This is a genomic window from Agrobacterium sp. CFBP2214, assembly GCF_030209895.1.
GTDB classification, from domain to species: Bacteria; Pseudomonadota; Alphaproteobacteria; order Rhizobiales; family Rhizobiaceae; genus Agrobacterium; species Agrobacterium radiobacter.
On record NZ_JARVRC010000003.1, the window covers coordinates 134,055 to 154,533 of the forward strand.

20 protein-coding genes and 1 tRNA gene are annotated in these 20,479 nt (G+C 59.7%); 10 read left to right on the forward strand and 11 right to left on the reverse strand.

All coding sequences use genetic code 11. The features are described 5' to 3' along the window. The first annotated feature begins 8 nt into the window (after positions 1–8). Entirely contained in the window at positions 9–230 is a 222-nt protein-coding gene (locus QRN60_RS07865; protein ID WP_060725767.1) for a hypothetical protein, read from the forward strand. 298 nt (positions 231–528) lie between these two features. Here QRN60_RS07865 and QRN60_RS07870 read toward each other — a convergent pair whose 3' ends face one another. After that, positions 529–1,662 (reverse strand): hypothetical protein, encoded by a 1,134-nt coding sequence (locus QRN60_RS07870; RefSeq protein WP_129564958.1) that lies wholly within the window; start codon positions 1,660–1,662, stop codon positions 529–531. Between the two features lie 361 nt (positions 1,663–2,023). Then, positions 2,024–4,693: a mechanosensitive ion channel family protein gene (locus QRN60_RS07875; RefSeq protein WP_165000583.1), complete on the reverse strand. Its 2,670-nt coding sequence runs from the start codon at positions 4,691–4,693 to the stop codon at positions 2,024–2,026. Positions 4,694–4,815: 122 nt separating this feature from the next. Here QRN60_RS07875 and QRN60_RS07880 point away from each other — a divergent pair, with 122 nt between their 5' ends. Further along, on the forward strand, positions 4,816–5,070 hold the full coding sequence (locus QRN60_RS07880; RefSeq protein WP_060725837.1) for a GlsB/YeaQ/YmgE family stress response membrane protein: 255 nt from the start codon (positions 4,816–4,818) through the stop codon (positions 5,068–5,070). A gap of 155 nt (positions 5,071–5,225) precedes the next feature. After that, positions 5,226–5,301: transfer RNA gene (locus QRN60_RS07885), tRNA-Lys, on the forward strand. Positions 5,302–5,472: 171 nt separating this feature from the next. On the opposite strand, the gene QRN60_RS07890 is transcribed toward QRN60_RS07885, so the two are convergent. After that, positions 5,473–6,309, reverse strand: a complete 837-nt coding sequence (locus QRN60_RS07890) for a hypothetical protein (RefSeq protein ID WP_223568624.1) — start codon at positions 6,307–6,309, stop codon at positions 5,473–5,475. A gap of 78 nt (positions 6,310–6,387) precedes the next feature. On the opposite strand from QRN60_RS07890, the gene QRN60_RS07895 reads away from it, so the two are divergent. The 3 genes from QRN60_RS07895 to QRN60_RS07905 all read left to right on the forward strand — a co-directional run bounded on the left by QRN60_RS07895 (position 6,388) and on the right by QRN60_RS07905 (position 7,549). Continuing rightward, the gene (locus QRN60_RS07895) at positions 6,388–6,639 is read left to right on the forward strand and encodes a hypothetical protein (protein WP_020812120.1); all 252 of its coding nucleotides are present in this window, start codon (positions 6,388–6,390) and stop codon (positions 6,637–6,639) included. A 202-nt stretch (positions 6,640–6,841) separates the two neighbouring features. Next, a complete protein-coding gene (locus QRN60_RS07900; protein ID WP_003502959.1) occupies positions 6,842–7,072 on the forward strand; it encodes a hypothetical protein in 231 nt (76 codons plus the stop codon). A 288-nt stretch (positions 7,073–7,360) separates the two neighbouring features. Beyond that, positions 7,361–7,549: a hypothetical protein gene (locus QRN60_RS07905; RefSeq protein WP_020012681.1), complete on the forward strand. Its 189-nt coding sequence runs from the start codon at positions 7,361–7,363 to the stop codon at positions 7,547–7,549. Between the two features lie 140 nt (positions 7,550–7,689). Here the strand turns inward: QRN60_RS07905 and QRN60_RS07910 are convergent, their stop codons facing one another. Continuing rightward, positions 7,690–7,938, reverse strand: coding sequence for a hypothetical protein (locus QRN60_RS07910; protein WP_003502962.1), 249 nt, complete (start codon positions 7,936–7,938; stop codon positions 7,690–7,692). Positions 7,939–8,090: 152 nt separating this feature from the next. Further along, positions 8,091–8,249 (reverse strand): hypothetical protein, encoded by a 159-nt coding sequence (locus QRN60_RS07915; RefSeq protein WP_003502964.1) that lies wholly within the window; start codon positions 8,247–8,249, stop codon positions 8,091–8,093. A gap of 266 nt (positions 8,250–8,515) precedes the next feature. Between QRN60_RS07915 and QRN60_RS07920 the strand changes: the two genes are divergently transcribed. Continuing rightward, on the forward strand, positions 8,516–8,953 hold the full coding sequence (locus QRN60_RS07920) for a PACE efflux transporter (RefSeq protein WP_003502966.1): 438 nt from the start codon (positions 8,516–8,518) through the stop codon (positions 8,951–8,953). Positions 8,954–8,986: 33 nt separating this feature from the next. On the opposite strand, the gene QRN60_RS07925 is transcribed toward QRN60_RS07920, so the two are convergent. The 5 genes from QRN60_RS07925 to QRN60_RS07945 form a co-directional block, all read right to left on the reverse strand. Further along, positions 8,987–9,952: an alpha/beta hydrolase family protein gene (locus QRN60_RS07925; RefSeq protein ID WP_035212521.1), complete on the reverse strand. Its 966-nt coding sequence runs from the start codon at positions 9,950–9,952 to the stop codon at positions 8,987–8,989. Between the two features lie 101 nt (positions 9,953–10,053). Further along, the gene (locus QRN60_RS07930; RefSeq protein WP_060725760.1) at positions 10,054–10,659 is read right to left on the reverse strand and encodes an ABC-type transport auxiliary lipoprotein family protein; all 606 of its coding nucleotides are present in this window, start codon (positions 10,657–10,659) and stop codon (positions 10,054–10,056) included. Between the two features lie 15 nt (positions 10,660–10,674). Next, on the reverse strand, positions 10,675–12,045 hold the full coding sequence (locus QRN60_RS07935) for an MlaD family protein (RefSeq protein WP_003502971.1): 1,371 nt from the start codon (positions 12,043–12,045) through the stop codon (positions 10,675–10,677). Positions 12,046–12,053: 8 nt separating this feature from the next. Then, entirely contained in the window at positions 12,054–12,890 is an 837-nt protein-coding gene (locus QRN60_RS07940) for an ABC transporter ATP-binding protein (RefSeq protein WP_065656139.1), read from the reverse strand. Between the two features lie 11 nt (positions 12,891–12,901). Beyond that, positions 12,902–14,062: an ABC transporter permease gene (locus QRN60_RS07945; RefSeq protein ID WP_003502973.1), complete on the reverse strand. Its 1,161-nt coding sequence runs from the start codon at positions 14,060–14,062 to the stop codon at positions 12,902–12,904. A gap of 143 nt (positions 14,063–14,205) precedes the next feature. Here QRN60_RS07945 and dgcA point away from each other — a divergent pair, with 143 nt between their 5' ends. Next, complete coding sequence (gene dgcA, locus QRN60_RS07950) at positions 14,206–15,189, forward strand: N-acetyl-D-Glu racemase DgcA (RefSeq protein ID WP_087744088.1); 984 nt, start codon at positions 14,206–14,208, stop codon at positions 15,187–15,189. Between the two features lie 568 nt (positions 15,190–15,757). On the opposite strand, the gene QRN60_RS07955 is transcribed toward dgcA, so the two are convergent. Then, positions 15,758–16,597 carry a UDP-2,3-diacylglucosamine diphosphatase gene (locus QRN60_RS07955; protein WP_020809556.1) on the reverse strand — a complete coding sequence of 280 codons (840 nt, stop codon included), beginning with the start codon at positions 16,595–16,597 and terminating at the stop codon, positions 15,758–15,760. Between the two features lie 228 nt (positions 16,598–16,825). Here QRN60_RS07955 and QRN60_RS07960 point away from each other — a divergent pair, with 228 nt between their 5' ends. Both QRN60_RS07960 and QRN60_RS07965 read left to right on the forward strand, forming a co-directional pair. Then, positions 16,826–19,141, forward strand: coding sequence for an NADP-dependent malic enzyme (locus tag QRN60_RS07960; protein WP_129564960.1), 2,316 nt, complete (start codon positions 16,826–16,828; stop codon positions 19,139–19,141). Between the two features lie 136 nt (positions 19,142–19,277). Then, positions 19,278–20,381 carry a DUF2865 domain-containing protein gene (locus QRN60_RS07965; RefSeq protein WP_162726472.1) on the forward strand — a complete coding sequence of 368 codons (1,104 nt, stop codon included), beginning with the start codon at positions 19,278–19,280 and terminating at the stop codon, positions 20,379–20,381. Positions 20,382–20,479: the final 98 nt, after the last annotated feature.

Here is a 20,479-nt window from a genome sequence, read left to right on the forward strand (position 1 = left end):
GGAGGAATATGAAGCGCTTGTCGACCGTTCAGCCGCCTGATTGCGACATGGCCATAGGGTGCTGCGACAGGGAAGAAATTGCCTCCACCGGGGTGGGCTTTCTTATTGCCGCCGCCTCTTGCAGAGACGGCAGCAAAGATATCGAGAAATATCCGGCCGAAACAGACCGGGATTGCGACCCGCGACCAAAAGGCAGGCCACGGGCCGGACTTGCCGACTATCGGTTCTGAAGCTGCATTTGCAGCCCCCGCACATCCGGGCCGTCCAGTTTCAAACCCTTGAGGACATCATTGCCCGGAACGATGATCGAGTCCTTGAAGACAGGACCACCTGGCAGATTGTGTATCCCACCGCCCCCACCGGGCGGAGGCGGTGGCGGTGGATAGCCACCGCCGCCACAAGGCGGAATACGATAGATACAATCAGCGGTGAATTGCTCAAGGGCCCCTGCAGTCACAGACGGGCGAACGACATCCTGCGCACTTGCTAAAACCGGAAAAAACATACCGAAGAGAAAAATGACCCGTCTCAATTCGCAACCTCCTGCGAAGACGCACAAATCCTGGCGCTGTCTTTAACTTCCTTGCCGGCGGCCGCCTTTGCTGCGGCATCCAGCCAGGCAGGCGTGCTGTTGCGCATGCCTATGGAAACACTATTGAAGCCTATGACGAGCGGCCGCGCGAACTGGCGATCGGAAAACAGGCCAGAGCTGTTTGTGCTGTGAATGCTGTTGTCACTATCGGCCATATATTGGGTCCCGGGCTGCTTGCCCTGCGGCGCGGTGGTCGCAGCCTCAGCGGCATCGGACATACCCTTTTCGGGGTCTCCCCTGTTACCCCCCGCATCCAGAAAAGCCGAGCGGCCCCGTCCGTTGGTAACTTTGACGCCGCGTGTCAGAAACGCCTGGCGCACAACCAGCAGACGGATATCGTAAATATAACGCGGACCACAATCCTCCGTATCCCCGGTTCTCAAAATGTCGCGGCTGAGAATATAGGACAGTTTCTCGCGAAGATATTCGTCCGCACAATAGACCTTGGTGTCTTTGTCATTGCAAAACGCCATCAGCGCATTTTGCGCATGGAAAGGGTTGATCGCGTAGGTCTGAACATTCTGAAGTTCGATTTCCTCGACATCCGCCCGTGCGCCACCGAAGGCGATATTGCGCAGAAGCCCCGCCATGCCTTCCTTGCGCTCTATCTTGATGACGGGAAAAAGCGCGTCCTTCACCTGCAGGCCCGAGGTGGTTCCGTCCGTTGCAATCTCCGCACGGGGTTGAGCAACCGAGAGCGTCTTCTTGTCCTCCAGCCAGGTGCTGTCGCCAAAATAGGGCGCCTCCGACTTCACGCCGAGATAACCCCGCAAATTTGGTATCTGGGTTATCTTGACGTAACGGCCGATGAAGGACTCACTTTCAAGATCGGGAGGTAAAGACTTGAATTTGTGCCCTGAATCGACAATTTCGGCGATAATGTCTCCGACATAAATATCCTCCTGCGGAGGATAGACCGGCTCGATGCCCAACCGGCGGATGGATTCGTTCCAGCGTTTGGGCAGGTAATCGTCGGTCACATCCGTCTCGCCCATCAGGAAAAACAGACCCGCCGAGCCGATAACGACCCCAGCCGTCAGAAGGGACAGCCGGGTGGCATGGGGCTGCATCTACGCCCAAAAACCCTTCAGTCTTTCCCGAAGAGATGTTTTCGCAGAAACCGGGCCCGGAGGCTGGGCAGGCTGGGCAGGCTGGGCAGGCTGGGCAGGCTGGGCATTCTCATCGATTGGATCCGGCATTTGAACCCCGACAGAAAAGAAATAAACTAAATAATAACCACAATATATCAACTTACAGTTTACACAACAATACAGTCATTGCGGGTATTCTGATTATATTTTCATGACGGCAGTCGGGCGCATCCCGCCTCCATCAAGTAAAAGCCGCCCCGGTGCGCCCATCATTCACCGCAAGACAGTCGGATGCGAGGCCTGCCCCGCACCCGTCCGGACTGATACCAGCCGCAGCCGCTCACTTGTCCTTTCCGGCCGCTTTTGCCGCGGCTGGCTGTTCCGCAACAGTCTTGTCGCCCGCCTTGCCGGCATCCTTTTCCGGCGCATTGCCGGCAACGGGCGATGCCGCACCCGTATGGGCCACCACCGCCTTGTCGCCCTCTTCCGAAAGCAGCGCCGCCAGCATCTGCGGATTGGCGTCGCCTTCGACGTGGATATTGAGGTTGCGCTGCGGGAACGGGATGTCGATCCCCTCCTCCCGGAAGCGCTGGAGGATGGCGATACGCAGCGCGTTTTTCACGCCAAGCCCGTTCGACAGATCGGCGAGATGGAAACGCAGTTCGAAATCCAGCGAAAAATCGCCGAAGCGCAGGAATTCCACATGCGGCTCGGGATTGCGCAGCACCGGCGGCTGGGCGCGCACGAGTTCCAGCAGAATATCCATGACCTTCTGCGGATCGGAATCGTAAGACACGGAAACCGGGATTTCGGCGCGCATGATGCGGTTGCGGTGCGTCCAGTTGCCAACAGAGGAATTGATGAATTCGGAATTCGGCACGATGATCGATTGTCCACGGAAAGTTTCGATCTCGGTGGCGCGCACGGAAAGCCGCTTGACGGTGCCCTCCGTCGTGCCTGTCACCACCCAGTCCCCCACCTTGAAGGGGCGCTCGACCAGCAGGATGAGGCCGGAGACGAAGTTCGAGACGATGTTCTGCAGGCCGAAACCGATACCGACCGAAAGGGCAGAAGCCACCAGCGCCAGGCTTGAAAGGTTGAGACCGGCGGAAGAGACACCGAAGATGGCCGCAACTGCGATACCGAGATAACCGATACCTGTCTTGACCGAGTTGCGCACGCCGGCATCCACCTGCCCGCGCGCCATGACGTTGTTGTCCAGCCACTTCTGGAACCAGCGGGTGATGATATAACCGATGGCGAAGACGAGAACACCGCCAAAGAGGCCGATCAGCGAAATCGAGGCATTGCCGACGGTGATGCCGGTCAGCAGGCGATAGGCCCAGCTTTCGATATCGCCCGGCTGGAAACCCCAGGAAAACAGGATGAGCGGCACGCCGAAGGCAAGTGCTACCGCATAGATGCCGAGCCCGGCGGCAAGACCGGCCTGATCGAGCGCTACCGGGCCGAGGCCGAACCGTCGTCCGAGATAACGGCCGGCAAGGGATTCCGAAAAGGCCCCCTGCCGTGAAATCGCCTTGCCGGAGAGAATGCCGATATACATCGTCGCCAGCACCGCGCCGGTGGCGACGATCTGCGTGGCGAGGAAGCGCGCAAGACCGACATAACCCGTCAGGCAGGCGCCGATGAGAACGAGACCGCCAACCCGCAGCAGAATGACGAGCCAGCGCGGCAGTCGCTGGTTGCCGGTCTCGTAATCCTGCCCCTCGCCGATGACCGGCCGCAGGAACGACACGGTGAGCAGGATAAGGCCGATAATGATCGAGGCGACGAAACTCTTGGCAACGGTGACGATCAGCGGCGAATACAGCGTCTCGCTGATCGTACCGAACAGATAATCGAGCCCGTTAACGAGCGCCATCAGCAGTATAGCCGAGGACAGCGTGTGTGCGCCGCGATTGGAAACCTGCAGCAGACGCCATTCCGACTGCGTCGGCGCAAAGATCGCATAGCTCAGCCGCGACACGAAATAAACGAAGCCCGTGACCGCCATGGCCCCGAACAGGATGGGCGCGATATCAGACCGCAGCACGTTGAAATTATCGAGGAAAAACGCCGAGGTGACGAGAAACAGGAAAAGCGACAGCGACTGCACCATGGTGGACCAGAAGGCCACCGAAAGCCGTCTCAGATAGGAAGGCTCGCCCGTAAACGCCCGCCGGTCCATGCGGCTGCCGAAAAAGCGGTAACCACCCACCAGAAACAGGAGCGCCGCCATGATCGACAGCGTCACGGCCCCGAACATCGGCAGGCGCTTGTAATTCCAGACGAAACTCGCCCAGCCGCTGAAAGCGTTGTTCAGGTTGGTCAGCTCGGTCAGAAAGGCGGAGGACGCATCGCCCAGCGTCTGCGCCGAAACTTCCGTGCGCTTGAACAGCGTGGCGGCGAAAAGCGCCCGGCGAACGGCGGTGATATTGTTGGAGATCTGCGCGGCATTGGTGGCCGTGCTCTCCACCTCGCCGGCAATCGCATTCACCTCGGCCCGTTCCGCCGTCAGCCGGTTTCGCTCTTCCGTCACCATGCTGGCTTCCGGCGGCTGGTCGTCCGCAGGCGCCGCACCCAGCGCATCCAGCCGGGTCTTGATCTGGTCGAGACGGGTGCGCAGCTTGGTGTTGGCGGCGGCCGCATCGGCGGCAATGGTATCGGCCCGTCCCTTGAGGTCCACAAGCTGCACGTCGTCGCTGCCGCCCGCTTCCACCTGTCTGGCGATTGCCGCGACATCGGCCTTCCATTTCTCCAGCTCCGCCCTCGCCTGTTCGACGGTCGAAGCCTGGATCGCCACCGGGGCGGGCGATGTCGTTCCCTCCTGCGCCGAGGCGGGCATTGCCGACAAAAGACCGCCGACCAGGAACAGCACCATGGCCATTATCGCCGCCATGGCGGTCCTTTGCCGCCGATCCCGCGTCAAGCCGTCGAACACCCGTTTGCCGTCCATCAATCCGCCCAACATCAACCGCACATCCATGCCTTTCGTCTCTTTGCGCCGCATCAGGCTATTTAGCGCCTGCCGTGCGGAAAACCACCCGCATAAAGCGAGGTTTTCAGGAGTTTGCCTTGCTTTTCACCACGGGAATCATCACCTTTGATGATGCAGCAACATGGGAGGAAATCATGGAATCTGCTGGCATTGGCTGGATCGCAGCCATCATCATCGGTGGTGTCGCCGGGTGGCTCGCCGAACAATTCATGAAAAGCAATATGGGTGTTTTCATGAACATCCTTCTTGGAATCGTCGGTGCGATCGTCGCCAACGCCATCCTTTCGCTATTTGGAATCGTTCTGCAAGGTTGGCTCGGTTATCTCATCGCCGGCTTCATCGGCGCCTGCATCCTCATCCTTATCGGCCGGGCTTTCAGACGCGGATGAATAAAAGGAAAAATCCGTAAAACCCCGGATTTCCAGGCTTTTCCAGCGCGACTGAAATTTTTTCGTCACAAAAATCGAAGAAATTTCATTTCCGCGCTGGACAAGCCCAAACTTCCCCTTTATACGCCCCCTCACACCGCCACACGGTGCCGGTCGGGTGATTAGCTCAGTTGGTAGAGCAGCTGACTCTTAATCAGCGGGTCGTAGGTTCGAGCCCTACATCACCCACCATTAACTCCTTGATTTATCATAAAATTAACGGACGCAGCCAGCGTCGGCCATACGGGCCGATGATGCCCCGGGGCAAGTTGCGAGCCTTAGACACCGTCCGTTAAAAAGGCGGTTTGCGCCGCCTCTGTCGGTGCTCCCAAAGCGAATTGTTCACGCGGAGCAAAAAGCCTGTCAGCGGCATTGCCCCGCCAGCTCGATACCTTCCTTGATCAACCCTTCATTGACCGCAAAACCGGTCTCCCGCCGGAATTTGCTTCCGAGAACGGCAACCAGATTGCCGACATTCGGTGAGCCGTCAGCACCAAAAAGCGCAAGATTGTCATTGATCCCGGCGTTCACGCTGGCCGCCATGCCCCGCGCAACGCCATCGGGGCAATTGCAGCTTCCGCACTGGCCGGCCGCCGGAGTGCCGTTTGCGGGTTTTGCGCAGAGAGGACCTTTGAAGCCTGCGGGCGGCTGCGGACCACCAGCGCATGATCTGCCCCAGCCGTTTCGAACCCCGACGGTGCCGAGCGTATCGCACCAGGGTGAATAGGTCTCGGCAATCTGCATTGCAGATCGCAATCCCCTCCGGTTCTTCGAGCAATAATCCCGGACAACTGCGCGTACCGACCATTTCGGATGCTCGAAGATGGCATGACCGGCCCTGTCGTTGCCGGCTGCCCCTTGCCAGCTTCTCCCCATAACGCATCCGTAATTATTCATTTTAACGCAACGCAAGCGGTTCTGGTGGCGCTGCAGGTCTGCCGCGTCGAACGTCAGGGCCTGACCATTATAGGTCAAATATTCGGAACCAAATTTTTTCCAGTCAGGAGCTGTATCCTGAGCAACCGACGGCGGTATGGCGAAGAGAAAAAATGCGAGCGTAATAAAAACGACCCTGATCATCTGAAAATCCCCATTTATAACCCCGAAGTAATAAAACCAGAATTCCCGTAAAACGCGAGTCATATTTAAAATTCGACTTAATGTTTTCGTCAATTCGTTGCGACTGGAAAAGATCTTCATTCCTTCTCAATGCTGCCGAAACGGTGAATATAGGTCTCGCCGTGACGCCGTTTCCCCAAAGCTGTCTCAATCATCCCTATGATCGGGGTCATGAGATTGTTCATCAACATATTGCTTTTCATTCTCGGCGCAGTCGGGAGCGGGATATGTGCGTTTTTATTGTCGGCAGCGCTTGCCGATTCCGGATTTCTCGGCTCCTGTTTTGAGGGAAACTGCGCTTATGCGGCGCTTTTCATGGTGCTGCCCGTCACATGGTTCGTGCTTTTTGCGCTTTACGTGATGGCGCTGCTGATCTGGCGGCGAAAGCCTTTCCGGAGCGGAAGGCTCTGAAAACGAGCATGGCGACATCCCCTGCCACCCCACGCTCGTTGACAGCGATCAAGACTTACCGTTAACGTCCGCCTGCTGGGGGATTCGCTGCCAGTGATATGCGGGCCTCATGACCATACCCGATATCACCGGCCTCTGAATGTGCATGTTCCGATTTGCGTCTTGCGTATGATGGCATGCCGGAAAACAGGGAGACCAAAGGATGCGGGCCGCAATCAATTCCCCGTCGCTTTCGATCGACACCATGGACTATCAGGCAGAGTGCCAATTCGCGCTGGAGCCTTCCATTCAAGGGCTGATCGAAAAAGCGGAACATGCCGGCTGGAACCGCCAGCAGGCCGCCCTTGCCATCGTCGCGCTCGCCAGCGAGCATCTCACCGATCTCTTGACCGCCGGCGGCCTTCCCGCGCCGGATCAACGTCCCCTCTCCTGATCCCCTCCTGAAACCGGGCGGATCAGCCCCGCGCCTTCGAAACATCATCGTGAAAATCGACGTAGCTGGCCCGGAGTGTCCCTCTAGACACTGCCGGAACAGATCCGTGCCGTGAAGGTCAGCGCGTGGAGCAAAGCCGATCCCATGCGGCGACGCTTCCCACGCGGCCTTTCGCACCGCCGTGCCCAGCGTGGCGGGACGTATCGATTACCTGCCCGCAACCCTGCCATAGTGTTGACACAAGCCACCAATAATGAGAACATAAAGTGAACATTATGGAGGTCAGCGATGAACACAGCAGACGCAACCATAGAAAATGCCCTTTCCGTCGTCGCCCGCTCCCGCGACATGCGCGAGCGCGCGCTCGAACGACGCCGCGAACTGCAACGGCGAACGGAAGTCATCATCACTCGGCCGCTTTACGTGCTGAAAAAGAACGAAGGGCCGAAACAGCTGTCGCTGAAACTCGACAGCTAGTCGCCCTGGAAATGCCGGAGAAGGCTCGCGAAGCAGGCCTTTACCGTTAGCATTCCTGCCTCCTCTCGTCTTCAAAAAGCAAAATCCCGTGCGGATCACCTCACGCACGGGATTTCTGAATGAAGAGGTTATTGTTCTGTCTATTGCATGCGCTGCATTGCGGCTTCGGGCTCACCGGTCGTCGCAACCGCAGCCGGAAGGCGGTCGGTCTTTTTCAGGATGACGACAGGCTTCTCGACCGGGTCCGTCGGCGGAACGATGCTTGCAGTTTTGAATTCACGGTCTACGGCAGGAACGGAAGCGTTGATCTGTTGATGACCTGCGCATTCCGCAAGCGCTGCACTGGCGGAAAAACCAAAGACAGCGGCGATAATGAGAACTGATTTCATGTCATTCTCCCTTCGCTCTTGTGGCGATCTCCAGTCTAAGTGGAGACGGGCCGGATTGAAAATCACACTTTAGAGACATCTAAAGCTCTCGATCATTTCGGCAGTGTCGTCATCGATGTGCGGGGCCAAGTAACAGGCAGATTCCCCTGCCCTTATTTCTTCCGCACATCCAGCGGATTTCGGCAAAGCGGTCTGCGAAATATCATCGCCACATAGCTTCCCTTGAGGGAAATGAGGCTTGGCGTGTAAGTCGAAACCTTCGCCGTGTTGGCGGCCTTGATCGTTCTTCCTTCAGAGGAATTCTGCTGCATGGCACGCCTCCTTCCATAAGCGATAACGAAAATGCGCCGGTCTTGTTCCGATCACGGTTTCGTTGGGGCGCGCGAGAGAAACGAACGCGTTGCCGCGTGTTTTCTTCTCCCCGCCCGAGAGAGGAAACAGGCGGAACACTCCCAGCCCCCAAATGCGCAGCGCTTGAAAATTCCGCCCAAAGGTTCTATATGACCCAGCGCGAGGACGACCTCGGCCATATCGGCGACAGCATGCGGGACGGCCCGGTCACATACCGGAGAATGAAATGCGTTCCCTGCAAGATCGTATCCGCCACGCCCTCAGTTTCGAAATCATCGGCCTTCTGCTCGTCATTCCCTTGGGCGCACTGCTCTTTGGCATGCCTATGGAAGATATCGGCATTGTCGGCCTCGTCAGCGCCACGCTGGCGACGGTCTGGAACTATGTCTATAATCTCGGCTTCGACCACGCCATGCAGCGGCTGAAAGGCACGACGCTGAAAACGCCCGCTCTTCGGGTCGCCCACGCCGTGCTGTTCGAACTGGGCCTCCTGATCGTGCTGATGCCCTTCATTGCCTGGTATCTGAATATCAGCCTTGCGCACGCCCTGGTGATGGATATCTCGTTTGCGCTGTTTTACGTGGTCTATGCTTTTGTCTTCAACTGGAGCTACGACCGGGTTTTCCCCCTTCCGGAATGGAAGTCGCAGCAGGACGCCGTCTGATCGACGGCTTCCACTGCACGCTAGGGCAGCGCCTCAGCGCAGCGATGCCTTGAAGAAGCTGACGACATCGGCGTTGAAGCCGCGATGGAACTCCACCCGGTCGAAGCCAGCCGCATCGCTGCAAATCTGGGGCACGGCCTTTTCCATCTCGGCGGGGCAAGGGGCGATAAACGAAAAGTGCCCCGCCCCTTTCACCATCCGATAGTCCGGTTTCGCCGGCAGATCGCCGCGCAGCCGCAAAACATCCTGCGGCGCGACACCGTCACCACCGCGTTCCGAACTCCAGAGCTGGACCGGGATCGTGATATTCTTCAGGTCGCCCGCGCCGGGAAAGGCATTCAACGGGTCGGCAGCAACCACAACCTTCACACGTGCATCCTGACCGCCGTGCTGCGGTAATGTCGTCTTCTGCCGCATCTGCGCGCAAATCGGCGCCTGCGGGTCCGGACAGGGCAGCGCGGCATTGGCAAAGTCGGGAGTGCCGCCGGCAAGCACCAGCGCGGTATAACCGCCACGCGAAAATCCGAAAACGCCGATCCGTCCGGCATCGATGGAACCGGCTTCGCTAAAACCTTCAAGCAGATGATCCAGCAAGCGGGCAATCTCCGCCGGCCGGCCCGTCAGCGCGGAAAGTTCACCCGCCTTCTGCATTTCAAGCGCATTGTCTCCGGGGTGATTGATCGCCGCGACAATGAAGCCGGCATCCGCCAGCGCCGCCGCCGTGTCCCGATGGCTGAAATAGGTGCCGCCAAAACCATGAGAGATGACGACGAGCGGATATTTCCCTTCGGGCACAGGGCAATCCCTGACAGCGGGTAAAAGGAAGGGGCCAATCCTGACCTCCACCGGCGCGGCCGCGCAGGGCGACCACACCGCAGCCTTCATGGCAGCTTTGCCATTCGCGGCTGGAACCTCGATCAGCCGGAGACCGGCCGCCATGGCGGCACCGGCTCCAGACAGGGTGGAAAGCACAAGGCAAAGCAGCAGCAGAAATCGCATCACGAACTCACGGATCGGCAATATTGCATATGGACCGATCAGCAACCGGTCTGACGCAAACATAAAGCGATTTCTTCTGACGGCAATGACCGCTGAAACGCCTAGAGCGATTTCAGCGTCCAGGCCACGATCTCCCGCGTGGCGGCAGCGAAAGCCTGATCCAGCGCCTTTACGAAATTGGCGTTGCCGGAGCCGCTGACACGGGCGCTGGCGCGGAACACTTCCTGCGCCTTCACCGTGCCATTGCGGTCATTCAGCAGCTTCACCGAGATTTCGATATTGGCGAGGTTCTTTGCCGTATCGATTTCGAAAGCGCGAATATCGGTCACGACCTGATAGTCGATTGCCAGCCCCTGCCCCGGCCGGCCGACGCCGCCGAGCTTGCCGGTATCCTCGAAGGCTTCCACGAGCTTGGATTGCACCATGCGCGGCAGGCGGTCGCTCCATTGCGAATTGCCGAGATACTGCACCTCCGAGCCGGAAAGGCGCACCACGATGTTTTCGCTGTCCAGCGCCTTTAACGCCGTCGGATCGGCGATCAGCAGCTGCCGGCTCCTGAGCGAAGGCCCCTGCGTCACCGTCGCCGAAGACACGGAGAGATCGAAAGTATCGTTCTTCGGCGCACCCGCACAGCCCGCCATCATCGCGGCAAGCAGCGGAGCCAGAACGAGGGCGCGGCGCTTTTGGCCGTTCATCGATAGTCTCATTGGCCCATACCCCTCTTAGCGCCTTGTTCTGCCGTCATATTGTTTCACGGTTTCGCCGCCGAAGATCAACCGCTGCGGATCGCGGTCGATATTGGTGATGGCGTTGTTGAGATTGTCGACCGTCACCCGCGTGCTGCCGATGAGCGCCTGGAAATCTTTCAGGCCCGAGCTGGAGAAGCGTGTGAGATTGTCGGCAATCGGCCCGATACGGGCATTGAGATTGTCGGCCACCGCCTTGAAGGAAGTGAGCGTCTCGCGGGCCTTGGCAAACAGCGAATTGGCGTCATCCGTGCCGAGCATGCCGTCCACCTTGGCGAGAATGCCATCAACGCGGCTGGAGGCGAGGTTCAGCTTGCGGCCCATTTCGGTGAAATCGGAAACCGCCTGGTCGATATCGGCGCGGCGCGCGCCGACATCGTCGGCGATCCGCTTGAAGTTCGCCACCGCGTCGCGCGCATCGGCCGTGGCAGCCGAGACGTCGTTGACGACGGTGCCCACCTTGGCGGGATCAACCGAGGCGAGAAGCTCATCCGCGCGCTTCACGACCGTCTGCACTTCCGTGCTCGCCGCCTCGAAATTGCGCGCCGTGCTCTGCACCGTCTCCATGATGCCCTGGATATCGCTCGAAGCCGAGGCCACATCCTTCGTCACCTTGTCGACATTCGACAGGATGGAATCGATCTTGCCGGCATCCACAGCCTTCACCAGATCTTCGATCGCGGTCAGCGTGCCATCGAGACGCACCGAGACCGACTGCACGGTGGTCGAAAGCGAGCTGAGGCTTGCAATGAAGTTTTTGATGCCGTCGGAATTGGCCGCCAGCGCATCGGAGAATTTCTCGGCGTTGCGCACCGTCTGCGTCAGCGGGCCGCGCGCATCCTGCACGAAGCCCTGCAGCTCGCCGATCGCTCCGTCCGCACGTTTCAGTATCTTGTCTGCGGTGGCAAGCAGGTTGGTGACACTGGAAAGATCGGCCGTCAGCTCGGCGGGAACGCCGCTTTCGACGGCTTTCTGCAGAATACGCTCGCCATCCTTGTTGCCGCCGGAAAGCTCGATATAGGCAGCGCCCGTCAGGCCCTGGATTTCAAGCACGGCGCGCGTGGACGGGAAAACCGGGGCATCGGCCTGCACTTCAGTAAAGGCTATGGAATAGGCCGGGTCGTCGCGGTCGATGGCAAGGCCGCGCACGGTGCCGACAGGAATACCGTTGAAGCGCACGGGAGAACCGACGGACAAGCCGTTGGCCGAACCGGGAATACGCACGACAAGCTGCGCCGTCGGGCCGCCACGGCCGAATTCCGCCATCCAGTAAACGAAGCCGAATGCGGCGGCGATCACGATCAGCGTGAAAATTCCGACTATGGTGTAGTTCGCCTTGGTTTCCATTCTTCTTGTTACTCCACCGGATTTTCGTGTCTGCCGTCCGGAAGAACGACAGAGCGCGCCCGTTTGCCGCGGAAATAGGACTGCACCCAAGGGTCGTCGCAGGCGAACATGTCCTGCAATGTCCCTTCCACCAGCACCTTCTTCTGGCCGAGCACCGCAATGCGGTCGCAGACGGAGAACAGGCTGTCGAGGTCGTGTGTCACCATATAGACGGTCAGGCCGAGCGAATCGCGCAAGCGCGCAATCAGCATATCAAATTCCGCCGCCCCGATGGGATCGAGGCCGGAAGTCGGCTCATCGAGGAAAACGAGGTCGGGATCGAGCGACAGCGCCCGGGCAAGGGCTGCGCGCTTGATCATGCCGCCTGACAGTTCGGACGGGTATTTGTCGCCCGCATCGGGCTTCAGCCCCACCATCTCGATCTTGAGATAGGCAAGCTCGTCCATCAGCTTTTTCGGCAGATCAAGATATTCGCGCATCGGCAGCTGGATGTTTTCCTTCACCGTCAGGCCGGAAAACAGCGCCCCCTGCTGGAACAGCACGCCAAGACGCTGGTCGAGCATCATGCGGTCGTCTTCGCTCGCCTTGTCGTAATCGGTGCCCAGAATGCGGATCGCACCCGCCTGCCGCGGCAGGAGCCGCAAGATCGCGCGCATCAACACGGATTTGCCAGCGCCGGAGGGGCCGATAAAGCCTAGGATTTCACCGCGATAGACATCGAGGTCGAGATTTTCGAGCACGTTCCGGCCGTTGAAACCGACGGTCACGCCCTCGACGGAAAGCACCACCTCGCGGCCGTCTTTTCCGGTTCTGGTCTCGTGCGGTTTCTGGTCCAGTTTCTCCAACGCGCCCTCCCTTAAAAATCGATGGCTGCGTAGAAGATGGCGAAAAGACCATCCACCAGAATGACGACGAAGATCGACTTCACCACCGAGGAGGTGACGTGCTGGCCAAGCGATTCCGCCGAACCGCCCACCTTCATGCCCTCAACCGCCGCGACAATGCCGATGATGAGCGCCATGAACGGCGCCTTGATCATGCCCGCTGCAATGGTCGATTCCTCGACAGCGCCATGCAGGCGCGACAGGAACACCTCGAACGTGATGCCGGAATAAAGCAGCGCCACGATGGCCGCGCCGAAAAGCGCTGCAAAATTGGCGAGAATGGTCAAAAGCGGCAGTGCGATGGTGAGCGCCACCAGCCGCGGAAACACCAGCACGCCGACGGGATTGAGACCGATCACCTTCAGCGCGTCGATTTCCTCGCGCATCTTCATCGAGCCGATTTCCGCGGTGATGGCGCTGCCGGAACGGCCGGCGATCATGATCGCGGTCAGAAGCACACCGATTTCACGCAATTGCAGAATGCCGACGAGATCGACAACGAAGACTTCCGCACCGAAATATCTGAGCTGGAACGCACCCTGCTGGGCGATGATCGCGCCGATCAGGAACGACATCAACATGATGATCGGCACGGCGCGCACGCCCATATGGTCGATCTGGTTGACGATCGCCGCCGGTGAGACGCCACGCCCGCGCCCGAGCTTCATCTGCGCGCCGCGCACGGCGGAGCCGAGAATATACATTCCCGCCAAGAAATCCGCGCCGTTCTGGATCACGGCCTTGCCGATGGGCGCAAAAATACGCTCGGCAAGCCCCTCCTTCGGACCGGCTTCGCCCTCCATCTCCACCTTTTCGGGCAACTGGCCGATGACCTCTTCAATATGGTCATTACCCGTCACGGTGACGGTGGCGCCGTTGACCTCAAGGTCCTTGCGCAGACGCTGGATGATCCACGCGCCCGTGGTATCGATGGCCTCGACGGCAGAAAGATCGATTTCCACCGCGCCGGCGGATCTGCTTTTTTCGATCTTTTCGAGACTGGGGAAAACACCGGAGAGATTGCTGTTGCGCCAGGAGCCGCTCATGACAAAACGCAAGCCGCCGCCGGAGACGCTATCGTCTTCGGTGATGGCGGCCGGGTTCGCCTGTTGCCGTGTGTCCTGTTCTTGCATAATGCTCCGAGCGAGTGCAGCCGTCACGAGATTCTTAAAGGTTTCATAACGGTTTGGCCTTCGGCAAGCCACAGTGACCGCCGACAATTCGTGATAAATTTGGCGTCATGTGTCTTTTGCCGCCCAATCGGAAGTGAAAAAACATGCCCCGTTACCTGCAAGCCACAACAGAACGTTTTCCCGTTGCCGGCAGCTTCACCATTTCACGCGGCACCCGCACGCATGCGGATGTCGTAACGTGCACCATCCTCGATGGTTCCTTCGCCGGCAGAGGTGAATGTGTGCCCTATCCGCGTTATGGCGAAAGCATCGAGGGCGTCATCGCCGATATCGAGACGATGGCGGAGCGGATCGCCGACGGCCTGACCCGACAGGAATTGCAGCAGGCGATGCAACCCGGCGCCGCCCGCAATGCGGTCGATTGCGCGCTGTGGGATCTCGAAGCCAAGATGAGCGGTAAAAGCGCCGCCGAAAGCATTCTCGGACAGGCGGCAAAACCGCTCGTCACCGCCTATACGATTTCACTCGCCGACCCCGAGACCATGGCCGCGAAAACGGCGGAAAACGCGGGCCGCCCGCTGCTGAAGATCAAGACCGGAACCGCCGATGACGAGGCACGCCTGCGCGCCGTGCGCGCCGCAGCACCGGAGGCGCGCATCATCATCGACGCCAATGAGGGCTGGAACGATTATAATATCGAATATTATCTGAGACTTGCGGCGGAACTGAAGATATCGCTGATCGAGCAGCCGCTGCCCGCCGGCAAGGACGCCATTCTCTCCCGTATCGACCATCCGGTGCTGATCTGCGCCGATGAAAGCGTGCATTCCACCAAGGACCTCGCCGACCTGCGCGACCGCTACGACGCGATCAACATCAAGCTCGACAAGACCGGTGGGTTGACGGAAGCGCTTGTCATGAAGGCGGAAGCGGAACGGCTCGGTTTCACCATCATGGTCGGCTGCATGCTCGGCACCTCGCTCGGCATGGCCCCCGCCATACTCGCCGCCCAGGGAGCAGCCTTTTCCGATCTCGACGGGCCGCTGCTGCTGGCCGAGGATCGCGAGCCGGGGCTGGTTTATGAGGGTTCGCTGGTTTATCCGGCGCGGCCGGAATTGTGGGGGTAAGCCCTAGATATTGAAGGCAGAGAAACAAGATAAAGGCACGACCTCACCGCTTGTTTGTTCTCCCCGCCGGGGAGAAGATGGCCCCGAAGGGTCGGATGAGCGGGCAAGCTTTCGGGTTATCGCTAACGTCGCCCCCTCATCCCGCTGCCGCGACCTTCTCCCCTCCTCGGGGAGAAAGACACAAGCGGCACGCGCTCGCCTCGCATGAAGGAGCTGGGGCATATCTCTAAAGGGTCGCTGATTTATCCGGCCTGCTGGAAATTGGAGGGCGCCGCTCTCGCGTGGACTAAGAATGACGCGACTGCGTGCCGTAATTCCGTCCGCGCCGGCCTTCACCAAAAGCAAACGGCAATCTAAACCTCTCCACTGTCATCCTCGGGCTTGACCCGAGGATCCATCGCTCCGGTTTGTGGATCCTCGGGTCAAGCCCGAGGATGACATAAGCAAGCTATATCAGAGTATGTCGGCACCACCAGCGAGGTCACACCATCGCCTTCATACACATTAGCCAACCTGCCCCAGCGCATCCCCAACGAAACGCGTCGTCGCGAAAGCTGGCATACCTCAATCAGGCCGCGTGTTTCCCGATCAGCCCCGGAATATCCACCGGCTCCATCTCATCCGATGCCTGTTCGACGGTAACGTCGCTTGTCTGCATCCAGGTGATCAGCTCGAAGCTGCCATCGGCATTTTCGGCAATCGCCGTGCAGCTTTCCACCCAGTCGCCGGTGTTGATGTAACGAATGCCGTCCATGTCTTCCATGACAGCATGGTGAATGTGTCCACAGATGACGCCGTCGACATTGTTGCGGCGTGCCTCGTCTGCCACCACGCGCTGGAATTCGCCGATGAAGTTGACGGCGTGCTTGACCTGCAGCTTGGCCCAGGCCGAGAACGACCAGTAAGGCAGGCCGATGCGGCGGCGTACGGCGGCGATGACGATGTTGAGCGCGATTGCAGCGTCATAGGCCCAGTCGCCGAGATAAGCGAGCAGGCGGGCGTTGCGCACCACCACGTCGAACTCGTCGCCATGGATGATGAGATATTTCTTGCCGTCGGCCGCCTCGTGGATCATGCGCTCGGCCACTTCGATGCCGCCGAAATGCATGCCCGGAAATTCCCGCAGGAATTCATCGTGATTGCCGGGAATATAGACGATGCGGGTTCCCTTGCGGGCCTTGCGCAGAAGCTTCTGCACCACGTCGTTGCAGCCCTGCGGCCAGTACCAGCTGCGGCGCAGGCGCCAGCCGTCGACGATGTCGCCGACCAGAATGATCGTCTCGGCCTCGTGATATTTCAGGAAGTCGAGCAGATAATCCGTCTTGGCCGCCTTGGAGCCGAGATGAACATCCGAAATGAAAAGCGTTCTGAACTGTCTGGTTTCGATTTGACCGGCCACGGATTTCATCCCCCTGTTCGGTTGCGTCCCTGCGGCTTTCTTACCTCTCAGAACCAGACTCGTGTTGCAGCAACATGACAAACGCCCGTTTTTATAGGGAATATGACGAAGACCATCACGAAAACGCGAATAAGCCATGGCCGCATTTGCATAAGGGGGCGGTAAATAACGGCTGTACCATGGGAAAGTTTGTTGTATTCAGGGGGCCGGAATTGAACCAGACATGACGGTGGAAGAATGACCTCTCACGATAAGAACAACACGCCCGCCAACACGGCAAAGGCCGACATCGAGGAACAGGCGCTCTTTTTCCACCGCTACCCGCGCCCCGGCAAGCTGGAAATCCAGGCCACCAAGCCGCTCGGCAACCAGCGCGATCTGGCGCTTGCCTATTCGCCGGGTGTTGCCGCCCCCTGCCTCGCCATCCATGAAAATCCGGAAATGGCAGCGGAATATACCGCCCGCGCCAACCTCGTCGCGGTCATTTCCAACGGCACGGCAGTTCTCGGGCTTGGCAATATCGGCCCGCTCGCCTCCAAGCCCGTGATGGAAGGCAAGGCCGTTCTCTTCAAGAAATTCGCCGGTATCGACGTCTTCGACATCGAAATCGATGCGCCCGGCATCAACGACATGGTTTCCACCATCGCAGCGCTGGAGCCCACCTTCGGCGGCATCAACCTTGAAGACATCAAGGCGCCGGAATGTTTCGAGGTGGAACGCCAGCTGCGCGAAAAGATGAATATCCCGGTTTTCCATGATGACCAGCATGGCACCGCGATCATCGTCGCCGCCGCTGTCACCAACGCTCTGGAACTGGCCGGAAAGTCACTCTCAAGCGTCAAGATCGTCGCGTCAGGCGCGGGTGCTGCGGCGCTTGCCTGCCTCAACCTGCTGGTCGCCATGGGCGCGAAGAAGGAAAACATCTGGGTCCACGACATCGAAGGCCTCGTTTATGACGGCCGCAACGAGCTGATGGACGAGTGGAAGGAAGTTTACGCCCAGAAGACCGACAAGCGTGTGCTGGCCGAAACCATCGACGGCGCCGACGTCTTCCTCGGCCTTTCGGCCGCCGGTGTTCTGAAGCCGGAACTGCTGGAGCGCATGGCGGAAAACCCGCTGATCCTGGCGCTTGCCAACCCCAATCCGGAAATCATGCCGGAAGTGGCGCGTGCGGCCCGCCCGGATGCGATGATCTGCACCGGCCGTTCGGACTTCCCGAACCAGGTCAACAACGTATTGTGCTTCCCCTATATCTTCCGCGGCGCGCTGGATTGCGGCGCAACCACGATCAACGAGGAAATGAAGATGGCCGCCGTGCAGGCCATCGCCGAGCTTGCGCGTGAGGAAGTCTCGGAAGTCGCGGCAAAAGCCTATAGCGGTGAAACACCGGTCTTCGGCCCGAACTATCTCATTCCCTCGCCTTTCGATCCGCGTCTCATCCTGCGCATCGCGCCGGCTGTCGCCCGTGCAGCGGCCGCAAGCGGCGTCGCCGCCCGGCCGATCACCGATTTCGAAGCCTATTTCGACCAGCTGAACCGTTTCGTCTGGCGCTCCGGCTTCATCATGAAGCCGGTCTTCAATGCCGCGAAAGCCGCCGAAAAGAAGCGCATCATCTTTGCCGAAGGCGAAGATGAGCGCGTGCTGCGCGCCGCCCAGGTGCTCTTGGAAGAAGGCACCGGCATCCCGATCCTCATCGGCCGTCCGCAGATCATCGAAACGCGCCTCAAGCGCTTCGGCCTGCGCATCCGTCCGCATACGGATTTCGCCGTGGTCAACCCGGAAGACGATCCGCGTTACCGCGACTATGTCGATGATTATTTCGCCCTTGTCGGCCGCGCCGGCATCAACCCGGAAGCGGCGCGTACCATCGTGCGTACCAACACGACCGTCATCGGCGCGCTTTCGGTGAAGCGTGGCGAGGCGGATGCGCTGATCTGCGGTCTCGAAGGCCGTTATGACCGGCACCTGCGCGACGTGAACCAGATCATCGGCAAGCAGGAAGGCGTGCGTTCCTTTGCGGGTCTCAGCCTGCTCATCACCCAGCAGGGTGCGCTGTTCCTCACCGACACCTTCGTCAACAACGACCCGACGTCAGAGGAAGTGGCTGAGATGGCCATTCTCGCGGCCAAGGAAATCCGCCGCTTCGGCATCACGCCGAAGATCGCACTCGCCAGCCATTCCAATTTCGGCTCGCGCGATTCCGAAAGCGCCCGCAAGATGCGCCGCGCCCTGAAGATCGTGCAGGCGGCAGCACCGGAACTGGAAGTGGACGGCGAAATGCAGGGCGGCTCCGCACTTTCGGAAGCGCTGCGCAAGCGCGCGATGCCGAACAGCGTGCTGACGGGCGAGGCGAACCTTCTGGTCTTCCCGAACCTCGATGCCGCCAACATCACGCTCGGCGTCACCCGCACGCTGACGGAAGGCCTGCATGTCGGCCCGATCCTGCTTGGCAGCGCCCTGCCCGCCCATATCCTGTCGCCCAGCGTCACCTCGCGCGGCGTGGTCAACATGGCGGCGTTTGCCGTGGTGCAGGCCTCGCATCCTTCGGTGTGATAGAGGCCGCATTAACGCAATTTTGAACATGCTGTTGCCGCATTGCGGCAACAGCTTATGTTATCTTCCTGAAACACGGATTTCGTGAAGTATAACGCCTCTGCCACCGGTCGGGGACATCAAACGGATCGCACAATTGACCCGGCGCAGCCGCATCATCGGCCTCCTGCTTCCCCTTGTTTTCATTGCTCCGGCCACCGCTTTTGCGGATCAGGTCTGCGATACGCTTTATGCGCAGTTGCGCGAGCCGCCACGCGTCATCGGCAATACGGCCGAGGTGCGGCGTTATGCCAATGCGCTCGCCCGCCAGAACATCGTCATTCGCAAGATCAGGAACGACCTGCGCGGCTATGGCTGCTCGTCTGGCAGCGTCATCGTCTACGGCAATCCCAATGCCGGTGTCTGCGCCGAGATCGGCGATGCGCTGGCGGAAGCGGAAAGCGAACGCGACGCCATCATCCGTGATCGCGACGATGCCATGGCGGCCGCGCGTGACAACGATGGCGATATCAGGCGTCAGCGTATCCTCGCCGCCCTCGATGCCAATGGCTGCAGCACCGCGCCGCAGACGGAAGCACAGTTGCCGCCGCCTTCCGATGTGACGCGTTACCCCGACGCCTTCCGGCAGAATGGCGGTGAGCCGGGACAGGCGGGGCTTTCCCCCTACCCCAACGCCGCCGCCGAAGGTGGGCTTCGCACACTGTGCGTGCGCACCTGCGACGGCTCGTTCTTCCCCATCGCCGCCAATGCCTCGCCGCTCGATTTCCGCGCCCAGGCCGAGCAATGCCAGAAAATGTGTCCGGGGACGGAGACGGAACTTTATTTCCACTCCATGACGGATCAGGAAACCGCCGACATGGTGTCTGCGGAAACCGGAAAACCTTACAGGGACCTGCCGACCGCCTTCGCCTACAGGAACGCCCCGGCGAAAGCGCCGGGCTGCGCCTGCAACATGGCCGCCTATCACGAAGAAATGCAGAAGCAGGAAGAGGCCGCCCGGCCGGAATCCGAAACACCCTATTCCGGCATCACGAAAATCCCCTCGCCGCAAGGTGACAAGGCAGCCCCCAACTCCACCGAGCAGCAGGCCGCCAAGCCGCCGGAACAACCCGTTCCCGAACGCGACTATGACCCGAACGATACGAAAGTTCGCGTCATCGGCCCCAAATTTCTGCCAGACCAGACAGGCCGGATCGACCTGAAGAACCCGGCATTGAAGGGTATACAGCCGCAGCAGTGAAGCCGTCGTGGAGCGAGCGGACGCCGCTTGTTTCTTCAGTCCGCGGCAGCGGGATGAGAGGGCTACGGTAGAGATATGCTGAGAGCTTGCCCCCTCAT

Excerpts from the sequence above, each read along its gene's own strand:
- QRN60_RS07865 (WP_060725767.1), top strand. The coding sequence starts at position 9 with ATGAAGCGCTTGTCGACCGTTCAGCCGCCTGATTGCGACATGGCCATA.
- QRN60_RS07870 (WP_129564958.1), bottom strand. The coding sequence starts at position 1,662 with ATGCAGCCCCATGCCACCCGGCTGTCCCTTCTGACGGCTGGGGTCGTT.
- QRN60_RS07875 (WP_165000583.1), bottom strand. The coding sequence starts at position 4,693 with ATGCGGCGCAAAGAGACGAAAGGCATGGATGTGCGGTTGATGTTGGGC.
- QRN60_RS07880 (WP_060725837.1), top strand. The coding sequence starts at position 4,816 with ATGGAATCTGCTGGCATTGGCTGGATCGCAGCCATCATCATCGGTGGT.
- QRN60_RS07890 (WP_223568624.1), bottom strand. The coding sequence starts at position 6,309 with ATGAAGATCTTTTCCAGTCGCAACGAATTGACGAAAACATTAAGTCGA.
- QRN60_RS07895 (WP_020812120.1), top strand. The coding sequence starts at position 6,388 with ATGATCGGGGTCATGAGATTGTTCATCAACATATTGCTTTTCATTCTC.
- QRN60_RS07900 (WP_003502959.1), top strand. The coding sequence starts at position 6,842 with ATGCGGGCCGCAATCAATTCCCCGTCGCTTTCGATCGACACCATGGAC.
- QRN60_RS07905 (WP_020012681.1), top strand. The coding sequence starts at position 7,361 with ATGAACACAGCAGACGCAACCATAGAAAATGCCCTTTCCGTCGTCGCC.
- QRN60_RS07910 (WP_003502962.1), bottom strand. The coding sequence starts at position 7,938 with ATGAAATCAGTTCTCATTATCGCCGCTGTCTTTGGTTTTTCCGCCAGT.
- QRN60_RS07915 (WP_003502964.1), bottom strand. The coding sequence starts at position 8,249 with ATGCAGCAGAATTCCTCTGAAGGAAGAACGATCAAGGCCGCCAACACG.
- QRN60_RS07920 (WP_003502966.1), top strand. The coding sequence starts at position 8,516 with ATGCGTTCCCTGCAAGATCGTATCCGCCACGCCCTCAGTTTCGAAATC.
- QRN60_RS07925 (WP_035212521.1), bottom strand. The coding sequence starts at position 9,952 with ATGCGATTTCTGCTGCTGCTTTGCCTTGTGCTTTCCACCCTGTCTGGA.
- QRN60_RS07930 (WP_060725760.1), bottom strand. The coding sequence starts at position 10,659 with ATGAGACTATCGATGAACGGCCAAAAGCGCCGCGCCCTCGTTCTGGCT.
- QRN60_RS07935 (WP_003502971.1), bottom strand. The coding sequence starts at position 12,045 with ATGGAAACCAAGGCGAACTACACCATAGTCGGAATTTTCACGCTGATC.
- QRN60_RS07945 (WP_003502973.1), bottom strand. The coding sequence starts at position 14,062 with ATGCAAGAACAGGACACACGGCAACAGGCGAACCCGGCCGCCATCACC.
- dgcA (WP_087744088.1), top strand. The coding sequence starts at position 14,206 with ATGCCCCGTTACCTGCAAGCCACAACAGAACGTTTTCCCGTTGCCGGC.
- QRN60_RS07955 (WP_020809556.1), bottom strand. The coding sequence starts at position 16,597 with ATGAAATCCGTGGCCGGTCAAATCGAAACCAGACAGTTCAGAACGCTT.
- QRN60_RS07960 (WP_129564960.1), top strand. The coding sequence starts at position 16,826 with ATGACCTCTCACGATAAGAACAACACGCCCGCCAACACGGCAAAGGCC.